Genomic DNA, 14,431 nt, shown 5'->3' with positions numbered 1-14,431 from the left:
GAATGAAGCTTATGCCTCACGTCAGCACTCCGGGACGTGCCGTTTCCCGAACCACCGTGGCATTGCTGATCGCCGCGCTCCTGTTGCTCGCCCTGGCCTGGGGCTTATGGCGCTGGAGCCATCCGGCCGTTGCCTCCTATGCCCCGGCGCCGATAAAAGTCGCGATTGCGCCGGTCAGCGATGCACCGTTCACCCGCTACCTGGAGGCCATTGGCGAACTGGAGGCGGTGCAACAGGTGAGCGTGCCCGCCGAAGTCGGCGGGCGCGTTGTGCAATTGCCGGTAGAGTCCGGCCAGCGTGTCGAGCGGGACCAAGTGCTGGTCAAGCTCAACGACGCGCCACAGCGCGGTAGCCTGATGCGCCTGCAAAGCGAGCTGGAAAACGCCAAGGTCAAGCTGGAACGTTCGCGCAGCCTGGTCAAGGTCAGCGCTATCTCTCACGAAGCCTTCGACAATGCACAGACCGAGTACACCACGGCCCAAGGAGCCCTGCAGGAACTCAAGGCGCAGATTGATCAACTGACCATTCGCGCCCCTTTTGCCGGCACCCTGGGGATTCGCAAGGTGCACTTGGGGCAGTACGTCAATCCGGGCGACAGCCTGATCAACCTGGTCGGCGACCAAGGCCTGTACGTCAATTTCAGCGTGCCGGAACAAGCGCTGGCGCAACTCAAGGTCGGCAACCGCGTGAACGTGCAGCTCGATGCCCTGCCGGGGCAACACTACACCGCGCGCATCAGCAGCATCGACCCGTTCCTCGATCGCGCGCGCACGTTGAGTGTCCAGGCGCTGCTGCAAGCGCCGACGCCCGGCGCCTTGCCGCGCATGTTCGCCAAAGTGCGCCTGCCCCAGCCGCTGCCGAGCAGTACCCTGACCGTGCCGGAAACCGCGATCACCTATAACGCCTATGGTGAAGATGTGTTTGTGGTGCAACCCTCGCCAGACGCCAACACCCCGCCGGTTGCACGGCGGGTGCTGGTCAAGACCGGCGAACGCCGGGATGGCCGGGTAGTGATCGACTCGGGGTTGAATCCGGGTGAACAGGTGGTGATTTCCGGGCAGATCAAGCTCAGCGACGGCGCCGCCATCGAACCCCTTGAGCGCACGGTGTTGAACGACGCCAACACGCCCGCGCGGCTGAGCATGTCCGGAGAGCAACCGTGAAATTCACCGACCTCTTTGTGCGCCGCCCGGTGCTGGCCCTGGTGGTCAGCCTGCTGATCGTGCTGGCCGGCCTCAAGGCTTACCTCGACCTACCCGTGCGCCAGTACCCGCTGCTGGAAAGCTCGGTGATCAGCGTCACCACTGACTATCCCGGCGCTCCCGCCGAGCTGATGCAAGGCTTTGTGACCCAGCCGATCAACCAGTCCCTGGCCTCGGTGGAAGGCGTGGACTACGTCAGCTCGACCTCGGTGCAGGGACGCAGCCAGATCACCTTGCGCATGGCCCTTAATCAGGATTCGGCCAAGGCCCTGAGCGATGTGATTGCCAAGGTCAACCAAGTCAAATATCGCCTGCCGGAACAGGCCTACGACCCGGTGATCGAGCGCTCCGCCGGCGACGCAACGGCCGTGGCCTATGTGGGGTTTTCCAGTGATTCGCTCAGCGCTTCGGCCTTGAGCGATTACCTCAGTCGCGTGGTGCAGCCGCTGTTTTCCACCATCGAGGGTGTGGCCAAGGTCGAGACCTTCGGCGGCCAGCGCCTTGCTATGCGCCTGTGGCTTGATCCGCAGCGCATGGCAGGCCACGGTATCAGCGCGGCTCAGGTCGAACAGGCCATCCGCGACAATAACTTCCAGGCAGCACCGGGGCAGATCAAGGGCCAGTACGTGATCTCCTCGATCCAGGTCAATACCGACCTGAGCAGCCTGGATGAATTTCGCAACATGGTCATCAGCAACAATGGTGACCACCTGCTGCGCCTGCGCGACATCGCCACCGTCGAGCTCGGTTCGGCCGCCTATGAAACCAGTGCCTTGATGGATGCCAAGCCGGCGGTACATCTGGGTCTTTACGCAACGCCCAAGGGCAATCCGCTGCTGATCGTCGCCGATATCAAGCGCCTGCTGCCGGCCATCGAGAAAACCTTGCCGCCGGGGGTCAAGGTGGCGCTGGCGTTCGAGACCGCGCACTTTATCGAGGCGTCGATCATCGAAGTGATCGAGACCCTCATCGAAGCGATCCTGATCGTGGTGGTGATCATCTACCTATGCCTGGGCTCGGTGCGCAGCGTGATCATCCCCATCGTCAGCATCCCGCTATCGATGCTCGGCGCTTTGGGGCTGATGACGTTGTTCGGGTTCAGCATCAACCTGCTGACGCTGCTGGCGATGGTGCTGGCCATCGGCCTGGTGGTGGATGACGCCATCGTGGTGATGGAGAACATCCACCGTCATCTCAAGGAAGGCCGCACGGCCCTGCAAGCCGCGCTGTTCGGCGCACGGGAAATTGCCTCGCCGGTGATCGCCATGACCATCACCCTGGCCGCCGTCTATATGCCCATCGGACTGATGAACGGCCTGACCGGTGCGTTGTTCAAGGAGTTTGCCCTGACCCTGGCCGGCGCGGTGCTGGTCTCCGGGGTCATCGCCCTGACCCTGACCCCGGTGATGTGCGCCAAGCTGCTGCCCAGCCAGGAGCACGAAGGGCGCATGAGCCGCCTGGCCGAGCGCTTCTTCCAGCGTCTGGCGCGCCTCTACCAGCGCGCGCTGCTCGGCTCGTTGCGCAGGCGAGGGCTGATCCTGCTGCTGGGCGCACTGGTGCTGATCAGTCTGCCCTGGCTGTACGGGCAGGCCAGCAAGGAACTGGCGCCGAATGAGGACCAGGGCAACCTGCTGCTGGCGATCAAGTCACCGCAACACGCCAACCTCGATTACGTGGAGCGCTATGCCTATCAGTTGAGCGAGATTCTCGGCCAACTGCCGGAGACCGTCAGTACCTGGATCATCAATGGCAACGACGGGGTGGCGGCCAGCTTCGCGGGCGTCAACTTCAGCGAGTGGTCGCAACGTTCACGCAGCGCCGCGAGTATCCAGGCCGAACTGCAACAGAGCGTGGATGCGGTGGAGGGCAACTCGATCTTTGTGTTCCAGTTGCCGCCACTGCCCGCTTCGACCGGCGGTTTGCCGGTACAACTGGTGATGCGCAGCACCGAGGACTACCGCTCGTTGTACCAGGCCATGGAAGAGCTGAAGACCCAGGCACGGGCCAGCGGCCTGTTTGCGGTGGTCGATAGTGACCTGGCCTTCAACAACCCGGTGACCCAGGTGCGCATCGACCGCAGCAAGGCCAACAGCCTGGGGATCCGCATGCAGGACATCGGCAGCACCCTGGCGGTGTTGATCGGCGAAAATTACACCAACCGCTTCGCCTTGCAGGGCCGTTCTTATGATGTGATCCCCCAGAGCCAGGCGTCGCGCCGCCTCACGCCCCAGGACCTGAATGCCTTCTACCTCGATACCGACGCCGGCCAGCAGGTGCCGCTGTCGACCGTGGTCAGCCTGCACAGCGTGATCGAGCCGAACAAGCTCAAGCAGTTCAATCAGCAGAACAGCGCGACCTTCCAGGGCATCCCGGCGCCGGGGGTCAGCCTGGGTCAGGCGGTGGCGTTTTTGCAGGCGCACAGCCAACAGCTGCCGGCCAGCTTCAGCCATGACTGGCAGGCCGATTCGCGCCAGTTCATTCACGAAGGCAATGCGTTGATGCTGACGTTCCTGTTTGCGCTGATCGTGATCTATATGGTGCTGGCCGCGCAGTATGAAAGCCTGACCGATCCGCTGATCATCCTGATCACGGTGCCGCTGTCGATCTGCGGCGCGTTGATCCCGCTGGCCCTGGGTTTGGCCACGATCAACATCTACACGCAGATTGGCTTGGTGACGTTGATCGGACTGATCAGCAAACACGGGATCCTGATGGTCGAGTTCGCCAACGAGTTACAGCTGCTATACCGCTGCACACCGGCTCAGGCGATCATTCGCGCGGCGCGAATTCGTCTACGCCCGATCCTGATGACCACCGCCGCGATGGTGGTTGGCCTGGTGCCGATGCTGTTCTCGTCCGGCGCCGGCGCCAGCAGTCGATTTGGCCTGGGGCTTGTGATCGTTATCGGGATGCTGGTGGGCACCTTGTTTACGCTGTTCGTGTTGCCGTCGGTCTACACCCTGCTGTCACGAGCGCATAAGCCGGTAATTGATTGGGAGGTGATAGAAAAAACAGCTGCAGGCTTCAAGCCTCAAGCTTAAAAGCAAACGGGCGTCCTGAGGACGCCCGTTTCAGTCAGTGCCTGTAGCCGATGGAATCTGCACCGAAGACCTGTTGATCAACCTTATTGAAGCACTGGCCTCGGCCAACGCGCTGAGTTGCGACTTGGCGTTTGTTCGTATCAGGTCATAACGACTGTAATGCTTGCAGTACCGAGTTGACGGTCGTGAACTCCCGGTCCACCTCCGGCAACACCGGCCGCTTCAACACCAGCACCGGCACCCCACGCTCCCGCGCCACTTCCAGCTTTGGCTCCGTGGCGCTGCTGCCGCTGTTCTTGCTGATCAGTACATCAATCTGCCGGCGCTCAAACAACGCCCGCTCATCCTCGATCAAAAACGGTCCACGGGCACCGATCACTTCACAACGTTCATTGCTCGGATATACGTCCAGCGCGCGCAGCGTCCAGAACTGCTCGGCGGGGATTTCGTCGAGGTGCTGCAACGGTTCGCGGCCCAGGGTGAACAGCGGCCGCTTGAAGGGTTTCAAGGCTTTGATCAACTCCGCCCAGTCACTGACCTCGCGCCAGTCATCACCGGCCTGTGGCTGCCATGCCGGGCGGCGCAGGGCCCAGCAGGAAATGCCGCACACACCAGCGGCGCGGGCCGCGTTGGCGCTGATCTGCGCGGCATACGGATGAGTCGCGTCCACCACCCGTTCGATGCCTTCGTCGCGAATAAACTGCGCCAGGCCATCAGCGCCGCCATAGCCGCCGACGCGCACTTCACAAGTAAGGTCGGTCGGCACCCGACCAACACCCGCCAGGCTGTAGATATGCTCCGGCCCCAGTGTGCGGGCAATGGCCAGGGCTTCCGTCACGCCGCCCAGCAGCAGGATGCGTTTCATAGCGGCTTGATCACTTCCAGCAGGGTGATCGGCAGCGCCTGGCGCCAGGTATCAAAGTCCCCCAGTGGCTGGGCCTGGGCCACATGAATGCGGGTCAGTTCGCCGCCGTGTTGTTCGCGCCAGGCCATCAGGGTCATTTCACTTTGCAGGGTCACGGCGTTGGCCACCAGCCGACCGCCGGGGCGCAGGTGTTGCCAACAGGTGTCGAGCACGCCGTCGCGGGTGACGCCGCCGCCGATGAAGATGGCGTCGGGCGCTTCCAGCCCGTTCAGTGCGTGGGGTGCCGTGCCGCGAATCAGTTGCAGGCCGGGGACGCCAAGGGCGTCGCGGTTGTGTTCGATCAACAGTTGCCGACCTTCATCGGCTTCGATCGCCAGCGCGCGGCAACTGGAGTGGGCGCGCATCCATTCGATCCCGATGGAGCCGCTGCCCGCGCCGACATCCCACAGCAGTTCGCCGGGCATCGGCGCGAGGCGGGCGAGGGTCATGGCGCGCACGTCACGTTTGGTCAATTGGCCATCGTGCTTGAAGGCCGAGTCCGGCAGCCCCGCCAGGCGTGACAGGCGGGCTGTGTTGGCGTCGGCCATGCAGTCGATGGCCATCAGATTCAACGCGGCAATCGGTTCACCTGGCCAATCCCGGGCGATGCCGTCGATGCGCCGCTCATCCGGCCCGCCGAGGTGTTCAAACACCCTCAGACGACTTGCGCCAAAGCCACGCTCAGCCAACTGCGCCGCCATCGCCGCCGGGCTCTGGCCGTCATTGCTCAGCACCAGTAAACGCACGCCGCTGGCCAGGTGCGCATTCAGCGCCGCCAACGGCCGGGCAACCACCGACAGCGTCACTACGTCCTGCAACGGCCAGCCCAAACGCGCCGCCGCCAATGACACCGACGAAGGCGCCGGCAGAATCAGCAGCTCATCGGCGGGCACCTGCCGCGCCAGGCTCGCGCCCACGCCATAGAACATCGGATCGCCGCTGGCCAGCACGCACACCGCTTCACCGCGCCTGGCCAGCACCGGTTCCAGGGAAAACGGGCTTGGCCACAGCTGGCGTTCGCCACGGATACATACCGGCAACAAGTCCAGCTGGCGCTGGCCGCCAACAATGCGCGAGGCGCGCAACAGGGCGTGCCGGGCGTTTCTGCCCAGGCCCTTGAAGCCGTCTTCACCGATGCCTACTACCGTCAGCCAGGGCGACATATGAATTCCTTGAACGACATCCGACGGGCAGGCTTTTCATGCCGCCGGACAAAGCAGGCATAATACCGCGCCTTTACCCGTGAACCGGTAGCCCTGTGAAACCAATACCACCGTCCAATACCTTGCGTCCCTCGGCCTGTCCGGGGTTGCTGCGTATTGTCCAGGCGTTGGACGGCGGGATTTGCCGGATCAAGTTGGCCGGTGGTTCGATCCTCGCCGAGCAGGCCCTTGCCGTGGCCGATGCGGCCCAGGCCCATGCCGGCGGCGTGATCGAGGCGACCAACCGCGCCAACCTGCAGATTCGCGGAATAGGTGCCGAACAGGACGCATTGATCGCCGCCTTGCTGGCCGCTGACCTTGGGCCCAGAAGCGCCGCCGGTGACGATGTGCGCAACCTGATGCTCAGCCCCAGCGCCGGTATCGACTGCGAGATGCTGTTCGACACGCGGCCGCTGGCCGACGAAATCCTCACCACACTGGAAACCCACCCGCGTTTCCATGAGCTGTCAGCCAAGTTCGCCGTGCAACTGGACGGCGGTGAAGCCCTGGCGATGCTCGAGCATCATCACGACCTGTGGTTGTCGGCGTTCGACGCCAATGGCCAGACGCTGTTGGCATTCGGCCTGGCAGGCTGCCCGGCGCAGGACGCGCCATTGGCCGCCGTGCCTTTGGCGCAAGGGCATGCACTGGTGGTGGCGGTTCTGGAGCTGTTCCTTGAACTGGCCCGGCCCGATCAAACCCGCATGCGCCACCTGCTGGCTGAAACGTCTGTGGATAACTTTCTGCGGCAGCTAAACCTGCCCTTGCAGCCGGTTGACGGCTTTTCACGCCATTCCAACCCCGCGCCGCTGCACCTGGGAAGTTATCCACAGCGCCAAAAAAACCAGTACTACGTCGCCGCCGTCGCACCCTTGGGCCGCCTGGATTCGGCGATGCTCAGGGGCGCCGCGCAGCTGGCCGTCGATCATGGCGACGCCACCCTGCGTGTCACGCCATGGCAGGGCCTGCTGCTGCCCAATATCCGTGACGCGACGGCTGTCATTGAACGCCTCGAACGGCTTGGCTTTTTGTGCTCGGTGGACCAACCCCTGGCGCGCCTGATCGCCTGCACCGGCTCCAGCGGATGCGCCAAAGGCCTGGCCGACACCAAGGCCGACGCCCTGCAATTGGCAACGCTCGCTCCCGGCCACAGCGTGCACCTGTCCGGTTGCCCACGTTCCTGCGCCGCCGCACACACCGCGCCCGTCACCTTGCTGGCGGTAAGCCCCGGCCACTACGACCTCTATTTCCGCGACGCAGGCCAGCCCGGTTTCGGCCGCCTGAACGCGCGCACTCTTTCTATTGAAGCGGCGGGCGCCTTGCTGCGCGCCCACCCACGGAGCAACACCGATGATTGATTACATCCGCGACGGTCAGGAGATCTATCGCAACTCCTTCGCGATCATTCGCGCAGAAGCCAAGCTGGATCGCATTCCTGCCGACCTGGAAAAACTCGCCGTGCGGGTGATTCATGCCTGCGGCATGGTCGACGCGATCGACGGCCTGCAATTTTCCGAAGGTGCCGGCAAGGCCGGGCGCGAAGCCCTGGCCGCCGGCGCGCCGATCCTGTGTGATGCGCGGATGGTTTCCGAAGGCGTGACCCGTACGCGCCTGCCGGCCAACAATCAGGTGATCTGCACCCTGCGCGATGACAGCGTGCCGGCGTTGGCCCGCGAGCTGGGCAACACCCGTTCCGCCGCCGCCCTGGAGCTGTGGCGCCCGCACCTGGAAGGCAGCGTGGTGGTGATCGGCAATGCGCCGACAGCGCTGTTCTACCTGTTGGAAATGCTCGACGCCGGCGCGCCAAAGCCCGCGCTGATTCTCGGTTTTCCGGTGGGCTTTGTCGGCGCCGCCGAATCCAAGGCGATGCTGGCGGCAGACAGCCGCGGCGTCCCGTTCGTGATCATGCAGGGCCGCCTGGGCGGCAGTGCGATGGCCGCCGCCGCGGTCAACGCCTTGGCCACGGAGGTCGAATAATGCCGGCACGCGGACGTTTGATTGGCCTGGGCGTAGGCCCCGGTGACCCGGAACTGATTACCCTGAAAGCCCTGCGCCTGCTGCGCGAGTCGCCGGTGGTGGCGTACTTCGTGGCCAAGGGCAAGAAGGGCAATGCCTTCGGCATCATCGAAGACCATTTGGTGCCCCAGCAAACCCTGATGCCGCTGGTTTACCCGGTGACCACTGAAGTGCTGCCCGCGCCGCTGTCCTACGAGCAAGTGATCAGTGATTTCTACGACACCGCCAGCGTCGACGTTGCCGCACACCTGGATGCCGGGCGCGATGTGGCGGTGATCTGCGAAGGCGACCCGTTCTTCTACGGCTCCTACATGTATTTGCACGACCGCCTGGCCGAGCGTTATGAAGCTCAGGTGATCCCGGGCGTATGCTCGATGCTCGGCGGGGCGTCCGTGCTGGGTGCGCCGCTGGTGTATCGCAACCAGAGCCTGTCGGTGCTCTCTGGCGTATTGCCCCATGACGAACTCAAGCGTCGCCTGGCGGATGCAGACGCGGCGGTGATCATGAAGCTGGGCCGCAACTTCACCAAGGTGCGTCAGGTATTGGAAGAGTTGGGGCTGGCGAGCCGGGCGTTGTATGTCGAGCGCGCGACCATGGCCAATCAGAAAATCGTCGCTCTGGACCAGGTCGATCCAACGTCCTCGCCGTATTTCTCGCTGATCATCGTTCCTGGTGAAAGGTGGCAAGGCTGATGACGGCTCCCGCGATTGTCATTCTGGGGCAGGGCAGTCTCGCCACTGCTCGGGCTATCCAGCAGGTGTATCCCGACGCACTGATCCACGGCCTGGCCGGACGGGTTGAAGGTGCGGATCAGGCCTATAACGAATTCGCTGCCAGCGTGCGCCAGTTGTATCAACAGGGCACGCCGATCATCGCCCTGTGCGCGGCCGGAATTGTGATCCGCACCCTGGCGCCGCTGCTGCTGGAGAAGGGCGTCGAGCCTGCCGTGCTGGCGGTTGCCGAAGACGGCAGCGCGGTGGTGCCGCTGCTCGGTGGCCTGGGGGGTGTGAACGTAATGGCGCGGGAAATCGCCGCCGCCTTGGGCGTTGCCGCTGCGATCACCACCAGTGGCGAACTGCGTTTCGGCACCTGCCTGCTCAACCCGCCCAGCGGTTATCAGCTCGGGGATCTGGAACTGGGCAAACGCTTTGTTTCCGATTTGCTGGCGGGTGAATCGGTACGCATTGAAGGCGCGGCGCCATGGCTGGATCAGGCCAACTTGCCCCAGAACCAGCAGGCGCGTCTGGCGATTCACGTCGGCAGTGCCGAGCGTACGCCCGCCGCTAATGAACTACTGATTTATCCGAAAAACGTGTTGGTCACTTGCCAGTCGGGGCCGCAACTGGCCGCACGCATTCGTGCAGCGTTGCAGGATGCAGGGCTCGCCGTGCAGTCCCTGGCGTGTTTGCTGGCGTCTGAAACCGAGATGGCCGATTCGTCGCTGCATGAAGCTTCAATCGAGTTGGGCGTACCGTTGCGCTTCGCCAGTTTGGCGACCCAAACGGACATCGCCATCACGGTGGCCGATGCACCGCTGGACCTGTCCCTGGTCGGTCGTCCCCGTGGCCGCCTGGCGGTCATCGGTTTGGGCCCCGGCGCTGCCGAACTGATGGTGCCAGCGGTAAAGGCTGAACTGGCCCGCTGCACCGACGTGCTGGGTTACGAAACCTATGTGCGCATGGCCGGGCCGTTCCGCCCGGACCAAATCCAGCACTGCACCGACAACCGCGAAGAGATGCAGCGCGCCCGTCACGCCTTTGAGCTGGCGGCGCAGGGGCGTTCGGTGGTGGTGGTGTCTTCGGGTGACCCAGGCGTATTCGCCATGGCCGCTGCGGTGATCGAAGCCTTGCACGAGTCCAGCGACCCGGCCTGGCATCAGGTCGAGCTGGAAATCCTGCCGGGTGTGTCGGCATCCCTCGCCACGGCGGCGCAGGCGGGGGCGCCGCTGGGGCATGACTTCTGCGTGATGTCGCTGTCGGACAACCTCAAGCCCTGGTCGATCATCGAGAAGCGCCTGGACCTGGCTTCCCAGGCCGACCTGGCGCTGGCGTTCTACAACCCGATTTCCCGTGCTCGGCCCTGGCAGTTGGGGCGCGCCCTGGAGATCGTCGCGCAGCACCGCACGGCCGAGACGCCCGTGGTGTTGGGCCGCGATATCGGTCGGCCGGGCCAGACCCTGCGAGTCACCACCCTGGGGCAACTGACCCCGGAGCAGGTGGACATGCGCACGATGGTGCTGATCGGTTCGTCCACCACCTGTGTATTCCCACGGGCCGGGGGCGGCGAATGGGTGTATACGCCACGTTGGTATGGCGAGAAACCCGCGTCCTGAACAGAGGTGGCCCCGCAATGGGGCCGCTTTGAAAGAGTCGCCAGGTGATGGAAGAAAGGTCTGCTTGCCGGGTGGTTCTTGCAGCGGGTCGAGTCTTATCCTTCGCTTCTGGTTGAAGAAAAATACGGCCTCTTTTCGCACCGCAGGTTGATCCCCAACGTTTACTCACCGTCGCCGCCAGCAGTGATTTTTCCTGCGCACCGCAGCGCGTTTTGCCTTCGATTTCCAGCACCTCAAAATCCCCGGCAACTCGACTAGTGTTGGCGTTAAGCCCCATGTTGGGGGTTATGGAGAAATGGCTATGGAGCGAAATAACAGACGGATCAACAGCGCAAAAAGGAGGAAGCTGATTGCCGCATACCGGCTTCCGGGCGCGTCCAGCTTGTCGCCGGGGTTGAGCGCGCCGGTGAAGCTCGAAGGTGATGATGAGCTGAACGCGGCAGTGGTGAACAACAGTGTCATGTCGTTTGTGGAAGGCATGACGAGCCTCAACAAGGAGTACACCCGCAAAAGCTATTTGCTGGCGAGCAGCTACGTCAGTGATGTATTGCGGATCGCCCGGGGAACAGAGGCCTGGTACAACGAATTCATCAAGGTGATGAGCAGCCTGGGCTGGATGCCGGTCAGGAGCAGTTTCGAGCGGGTATACACCACTCGCAAAGGGCTGTCGGTGCAGTTGGCGGCGCTGAATCTGGTGGCGGCCACGGTGGCCTCGACGTTCCTGTCCGGGCCATTGATCAGTGCACTGCCCAAGCGGGTGGGGGAGGCTATCGAAGCCTTGAAGCAACTCCCGGCTTCATTTGAGTTATTCAAACGAAATACCACGACCCATGAGGGCGGAGATTTCGGCTTGGCGTCCTGTTCGGAAACGGCGGGGGAAGTGTCGATGGTGCTGGTGACCTACAGTTCCCACGGCGTCAGCAAGCAGTGGGGCATGCCGTTTCTGGAGTGGGACAGTGCGTCCGTTGAAGCCTTCAGTGGCCGCACCTGCCTGGTGCTGAACAGTTCGGTGGTCAACGAAGCCACGATTCAACTGATGCGCGACAGCGCAGGGGACAAGGTCCGCCTGGCTATCGCCCAATACAGGATTTGACCTACGGCACCAGGTAACCGCGTACCCCGGTGAAGATGATTTGCGCTGCCAGTGCACACACAAACAACCCCATCAAGCGGCTGACAATCTGCAAGCCCTGGTCGCCGAGAATGCGTTCGATACGGTTGGACAGGTACAGCACCACACCCACCGTAAGGCTGGCCAGGGCGATGCTGAGGATGGCGGTGATCTTATCGTCCCAGTGCGGCTGGCTGACGCCCATCACCAGCAGCGCACCGATGGTACCGGGGCCGACGGTCAGGGGGATGGTCAGCGGGACGATGGTCACGTCCTGCTGCACGTTATCGGTCTGCACCGCCGACTTGCCTTGGGCCATGCCCAGGGCCGAGATGAACAGCACACTGCCGGCGCCGATGCGGAAGGCGTCGACGGTGATGCCGAACACACTGAAAATCACCCGGCCGAACAGGTAGAGCAACACGCTTGATACCAGGGTGGCGAGGGCCACTTTCCAGGCCAGGCGCCGCCGCTCCTTGCTGGAGTAACCGCGAGTCAGGCTGATAAAGCAGGAAAGCACGAAGAAGGGGCTGTAGAGCACCAGCATCTTCAGGTAAACGCTGAATAGCACATGGAGCATGGTGGGAGCTCGCAGCGAAGGAGGGCGAGCGGGAGTTTATCAGGCCTGTGGCTGAGCGCTATCGGTGAAGCGACAACAATCCAATGTGGGAGCGGGCTTGCTCGCGAAAGCGGTGTATCAGTCAAACATGTATTGGCTGACACACCGCTTTCGCGAGCAAGTCGAATCGTCGCACCGCCGCTCCCACATTTTGATCTGCGCCATGCCTGGGTCAGGTAGGTGCGTGCTCAGGGCGCTGTTGGCGCTGCGCCACCCAGTACTCCACCAGCTCGCGCAATTGCGACAACTCCACCGGCTTGGCCATGTGCCCGTCCATCCCGGCCTGGCGCGCACGCTCTTTGTGTTCCGAAAGAATGTGCGCCGTCAGCGCCACCACCGGGGTACGAATGCGCTGGTTGCTGACTTCCCACGCCCGCAGTTGCTGGGTGGCGGAGAAGCCGTCGAGGATCGGCATTTCACAGTCCATCAACACCAGGTCATACCGCTGGGTTTTCATCGCTTGCAACGCTTCTTCACCATTGCTCGCGGTGTCCGGCTGCAGGTTGAGCTTGCCGAGCATGCCACGAATCACCTTGGTGGAGATGCTGTTGTCTTCGGCCACCAGAATCCGGAAGTCATTCGGCACGGTCACCGGGACCGGTGCGCTGATCGCCGCCTGGCGCGGTTGCACAGTGCCCTTGCTCCGTTGGGTCAACTCGTCGGCAAGGGTGGTCTTGAGGGTGTAGCCGGCCACGGGTTTGGCGAGGATGCGTTTGATCCCGCAGTTGCGCGCGATGATCTTGCTCGGCGCATTGCTGATGCCGGTGAGCATGATCAGCAAGATGTCGTGGTTCAGGCTCGGGTCTTCCTTGATCTTCGCCGCCAGTTGCATGCCGGTCATGCCGGGCATGTTCTGGTCCAGCAGCACCACATCGAAGTAATCCCGCAGGTGCGCCTTGGTGCGCAGCAGCGCCAGGGCTTCCTTGCCCGAAGGCACGGCACTCACGTTCAGGCCCCAGGCCGTGCATTGCTGCACCAGCACTTTGCGGCAGGTGTCGTTGTCGTCCACCACCAGCACGCGCGCGCCCTTGAGCGGGCCGTCGAGGTCGGAGGTTGGATGTTCGAGACGTTCCGGGTCCAGTGGCAAGGTCAGCCACAGGGTGCTGCCTTGTTGGCTGCCACTCTTGATGCCGAACTCGCCGTTCATCAACAGGATCAACTGGCGGGCAATGACCAGGCCCAGATGGCCGCTCAGACGTGTGGCAGACAGGAAATTCTTGCTGTGCAATTCGCTGTGCAGCAGGGCGTCGCGCTCGGCGGGCTCCATCGGCAGGCCGCTGTCTTGCACCGCAATGCGCAGGCGCGGCTTGCTGCTGCGCTCGTCCAGCGCCACGACGATCAGCACTTCGCCTTCATCGGTTTTTTGCAGGGCGTTTTCCAGCAGGCTCAACAGTGCCTGGCGCAGACGCGTCGGGTCGCCGCTGATGACTCGTGGCACCTGGGGCTGGATAAAGCTGATCAGCTCGACGTTTTGCTGCTCGGCCTTGGCGCGGAAAATACTCAGGCAGTCTTCGATCAACGCGTTGAGGTCGAACTGCACGTCATCCAGTTCGATCTGCCCGGATTCGAGCTTGGAGATGTCGAGAATCTCGTTGATCAGCGTGAGCAATTCGTTGCCGGCACTGTGGATGGTTTGCACGTAGTCGCGCTGCTTGACCGACAGCGGCGTGCCCAGCAGCAGTTCGGTCATGCCCAGCACGCCGTTCATAGGGGTGCGGATTTCGTGGCTGATCTTCGCCAGGAACTCGGCCTTGGCGGCGATTTCGGCATTGCTCGCCGCCAGATCGCGGCTGAGGCTGAAGTTGTCTTCGGTGATGGCGCGCTGGCGTTCGCCCAAGGCCAGGCTCATCAACAGGCCGCTGAGGCAGATAAAACCGAGCAGGGTAACGATCAAGCCTTGGGGCGCCACCAGTGTCAGGCCCAGCAAGGCCGGCAGGATAATCAGCGTGCCGATGTTGAATATCACCATCGCCACCATGAACAGGCGCGCCGGGCGATAACCTT

The 14,431-nt window shown here is 63.1% G+C and carries 11 protein-coding genes and 1 pseudogene; 8 read left to right on the top strand and 4 right to left on the bottom strand.

All coding sequences use genetic code 11. From position 1 onward, the window contains the following. The first annotated feature begins 11 nt into the window (after positions 1-11). The 3 genes and pseudogenes from K0H47_RS21350 to K0H47_RS31500 form a co-directional block, all read left to right on the top strand. On the top strand, positions 12-1,163 hold the full coding sequence (locus K0H47_RS21350; RefSeq protein ID WP_063033334.1) for an efflux RND transporter periplasmic adaptor subunit: 1,152 nt from the start codon (positions 12-14) through the stop codon (positions 1,161-1,163). Beyond that, positions 1,160-4,243, top strand: a complete 3,084-nt coding sequence (locus tag K0H47_RS21345; RefSeq protein WP_219273574.1) for a MexW/MexI family multidrug efflux RND transporter permease subunit — start codon at positions 1,160-1,162, stop codon at positions 4,241-4,243. Before K0H47_RS21350 ends, K0H47_RS21345 begins: the two co-directional genes overlap by 4 nt. Positions 4,244-4,280: 37 nt before the next feature. Continuing rightward, a pseudogene (locus K0H47_RS31500) lies at positions 4,281-4,376 on the top strand (DUF6124 family protein); the annotation flags it as partial. A 12-nt stretch (positions 4,377-4,388) separates the two neighbouring features. On the opposite strand, the gene K0H47_RS21340 reads toward K0H47_RS31500, so the two are convergent. Both K0H47_RS21340 and cbiE read right to left on the bottom strand, forming a co-directional pair. Further along, positions 4,389-5,108: a cobalt-precorrin-6A reductase gene (locus K0H47_RS21340; protein ID WP_219273572.1), complete on the bottom strand. Its 720-nt coding sequence runs from the start codon at positions 5,106-5,108 to the stop codon at positions 4,389-4,391. Next, positions 5,105-6,310 carry a precorrin-6y C5,15-methyltransferase (decarboxylating) subunit CbiE gene (gene cbiE / locus K0H47_RS21335; RefSeq protein WP_219273571.1) on the bottom strand — a complete coding sequence of 402 codons (1,206 nt, stop codon included), beginning with the start codon at positions 6,308-6,310 and terminating at the stop codon, positions 5,105-5,107. The genes K0H47_RS21340 and cbiE overlap by 4 nt, the downstream gene beginning before the upstream one ends. A 95-nt stretch (positions 6,311-6,405) precedes the next feature. Here cbiE and cobG point away from each other — a divergent pair, with 95 nt between their 5' ends. From cobG to K0H47_RS21310, 5 genes are all read left to right on the top strand, one after another. After that, a complete protein-coding gene (cobG, locus tag K0H47_RS21330) occupies positions 6,406-7,707 on the top strand; it encodes a precorrin-3B synthase (protein WP_342215333.1) in 1,302 nt (433 codons plus the stop codon). Next, positions 7,700-8,326 carry a precorrin-8X methylmutase gene (locus K0H47_RS21325; RefSeq protein ID WP_063033330.1) on the top strand — a complete coding sequence of 209 codons (627 nt, stop codon included), beginning with the start codon at positions 7,700-7,702 and terminating at the stop codon, positions 8,324-8,326. The genes cobG and K0H47_RS21325 overlap by 8 nt, the downstream gene beginning before the upstream one ends. Beyond that, complete coding sequence (locus tag K0H47_RS21320) at positions 8,326-9,057, top strand: precorrin-2 C(20)-methyltransferase (RefSeq protein WP_003217336.1); 732 nt, start codon at positions 8,326-8,328, stop codon at positions 9,055-9,057. Before K0H47_RS21325 ends, K0H47_RS21320 begins: the two co-directional genes overlap by 1 nt. Next, the gene (gene cobJ, locus K0H47_RS21315) at positions 9,057-10,697 is read left to right on the top strand and encodes a precorrin-3B C(17)-methyltransferase (RefSeq protein ID WP_219273570.1); all 1,641 of its coding nucleotides are present in this window, start codon (positions 9,057-9,059) and stop codon (positions 10,695-10,697) included. Before K0H47_RS21320 ends, cobJ begins: the two co-directional genes overlap by 1 nt. Before the next feature lie 301 nt (positions 10,698-10,998). After that, entirely contained in the window at positions 10,999-11,790 is a 792-nt protein-coding gene (locus K0H47_RS21310; RefSeq protein WP_063033327.1) for a hypothetical protein, read from the top strand. 1 nt (position 11,791) lies between these two features. Here K0H47_RS21310 and K0H47_RS21305 read toward each other — a convergent pair whose 3' ends face one another. Together K0H47_RS21305 and K0H47_RS21300 are read right to left on the bottom strand one after the other, a co-directional pair. Then, a complete protein-coding gene (locus K0H47_RS21305) occupies positions 11,792-12,388 on the bottom strand; it encodes a MarC family protein (protein ID WP_003217330.1) in 597 nt (198 codons plus the stop codon). Positions 12,389-12,599: 211 nt separating this feature from the next. Beyond that, positions 12,600-14,431, bottom strand: a 1,832-nt coding sequence (locus K0H47_RS21300) for a response regulator (protein ID WP_219273569.1), incomplete at its 5' end; no start/stop codon positions are given.

The organism is Pseudomonas sp. Xaverov 83 (assembly GCF_019352905.1).
Classification (GTDB): domain Bacteria; phylum Pseudomonadota; class Gammaproteobacteria; order Pseudomonadales; family Pseudomonadaceae; genus Aquipseudomonas; species Aquipseudomonas yamanorum.
Note: the sequence above shows the minus strand (reverse complement) of the source record. Positions and strands in the feature narration are given on the sequence as shown.

What these genes read in the sequence shown, in the direction of transcription:
- cobJ (WP_219273570.1), top strand. Translation starts at nt 9,057, where the DNA reads ATGACGGCTCCCGCGATTGTCATTCTGGGGCAGGGCAGTCTCGCCACT.
- K0H47_RS21320 (WP_003217336.1), top strand. Translation starts at nt 8,326, where the DNA reads ATGCCGGCACGCGGACGTTTGATTGGCCTGGGCGTAGGCCCCGGTGAC.
- K0H47_RS21310 (WP_063033327.1), top strand. Translation starts at nt 10,999, where the DNA reads ATGGAGCGAAATAACAGACGGATCAACAGCGCAAAAAGGAGGAAGCTG.
- K0H47_RS21325 (WP_063033330.1), top strand. Translation starts at nt 7,700, where the DNA reads ATGATTGATTACATCCGCGACGGTCAGGAGATCTATCGCAACTCCTTC.
- K0H47_RS21305 (WP_003217330.1), bottom strand. Translation starts at nt 12,388, where the DNA reads ATGCTCCATGTGCTATTCAGCGTTTACCTGAAGATGCTGGTGCTCTAC.
- cbiE (WP_219273571.1), bottom strand. Translation starts at nt 6,310, where the DNA reads ATGTCGCCCTGGCTGACGGTAGTAGGCATCGGTGAAGACGGCTTCAAG.
- K0H47_RS21350 (WP_063033334.1), top strand. Translation starts at nt 12, where the DNA reads ATGCCTCACGTCAGCACTCCGGGACGTGCCGTTTCCCGAACCACCGTG.
- K0H47_RS21340 (WP_219273572.1), bottom strand. Translation starts at nt 5,108, where the DNA reads ATGAAACGCATCCTGCTGCTGGGCGGCGTGACGGAAGCCCTGGCCATT.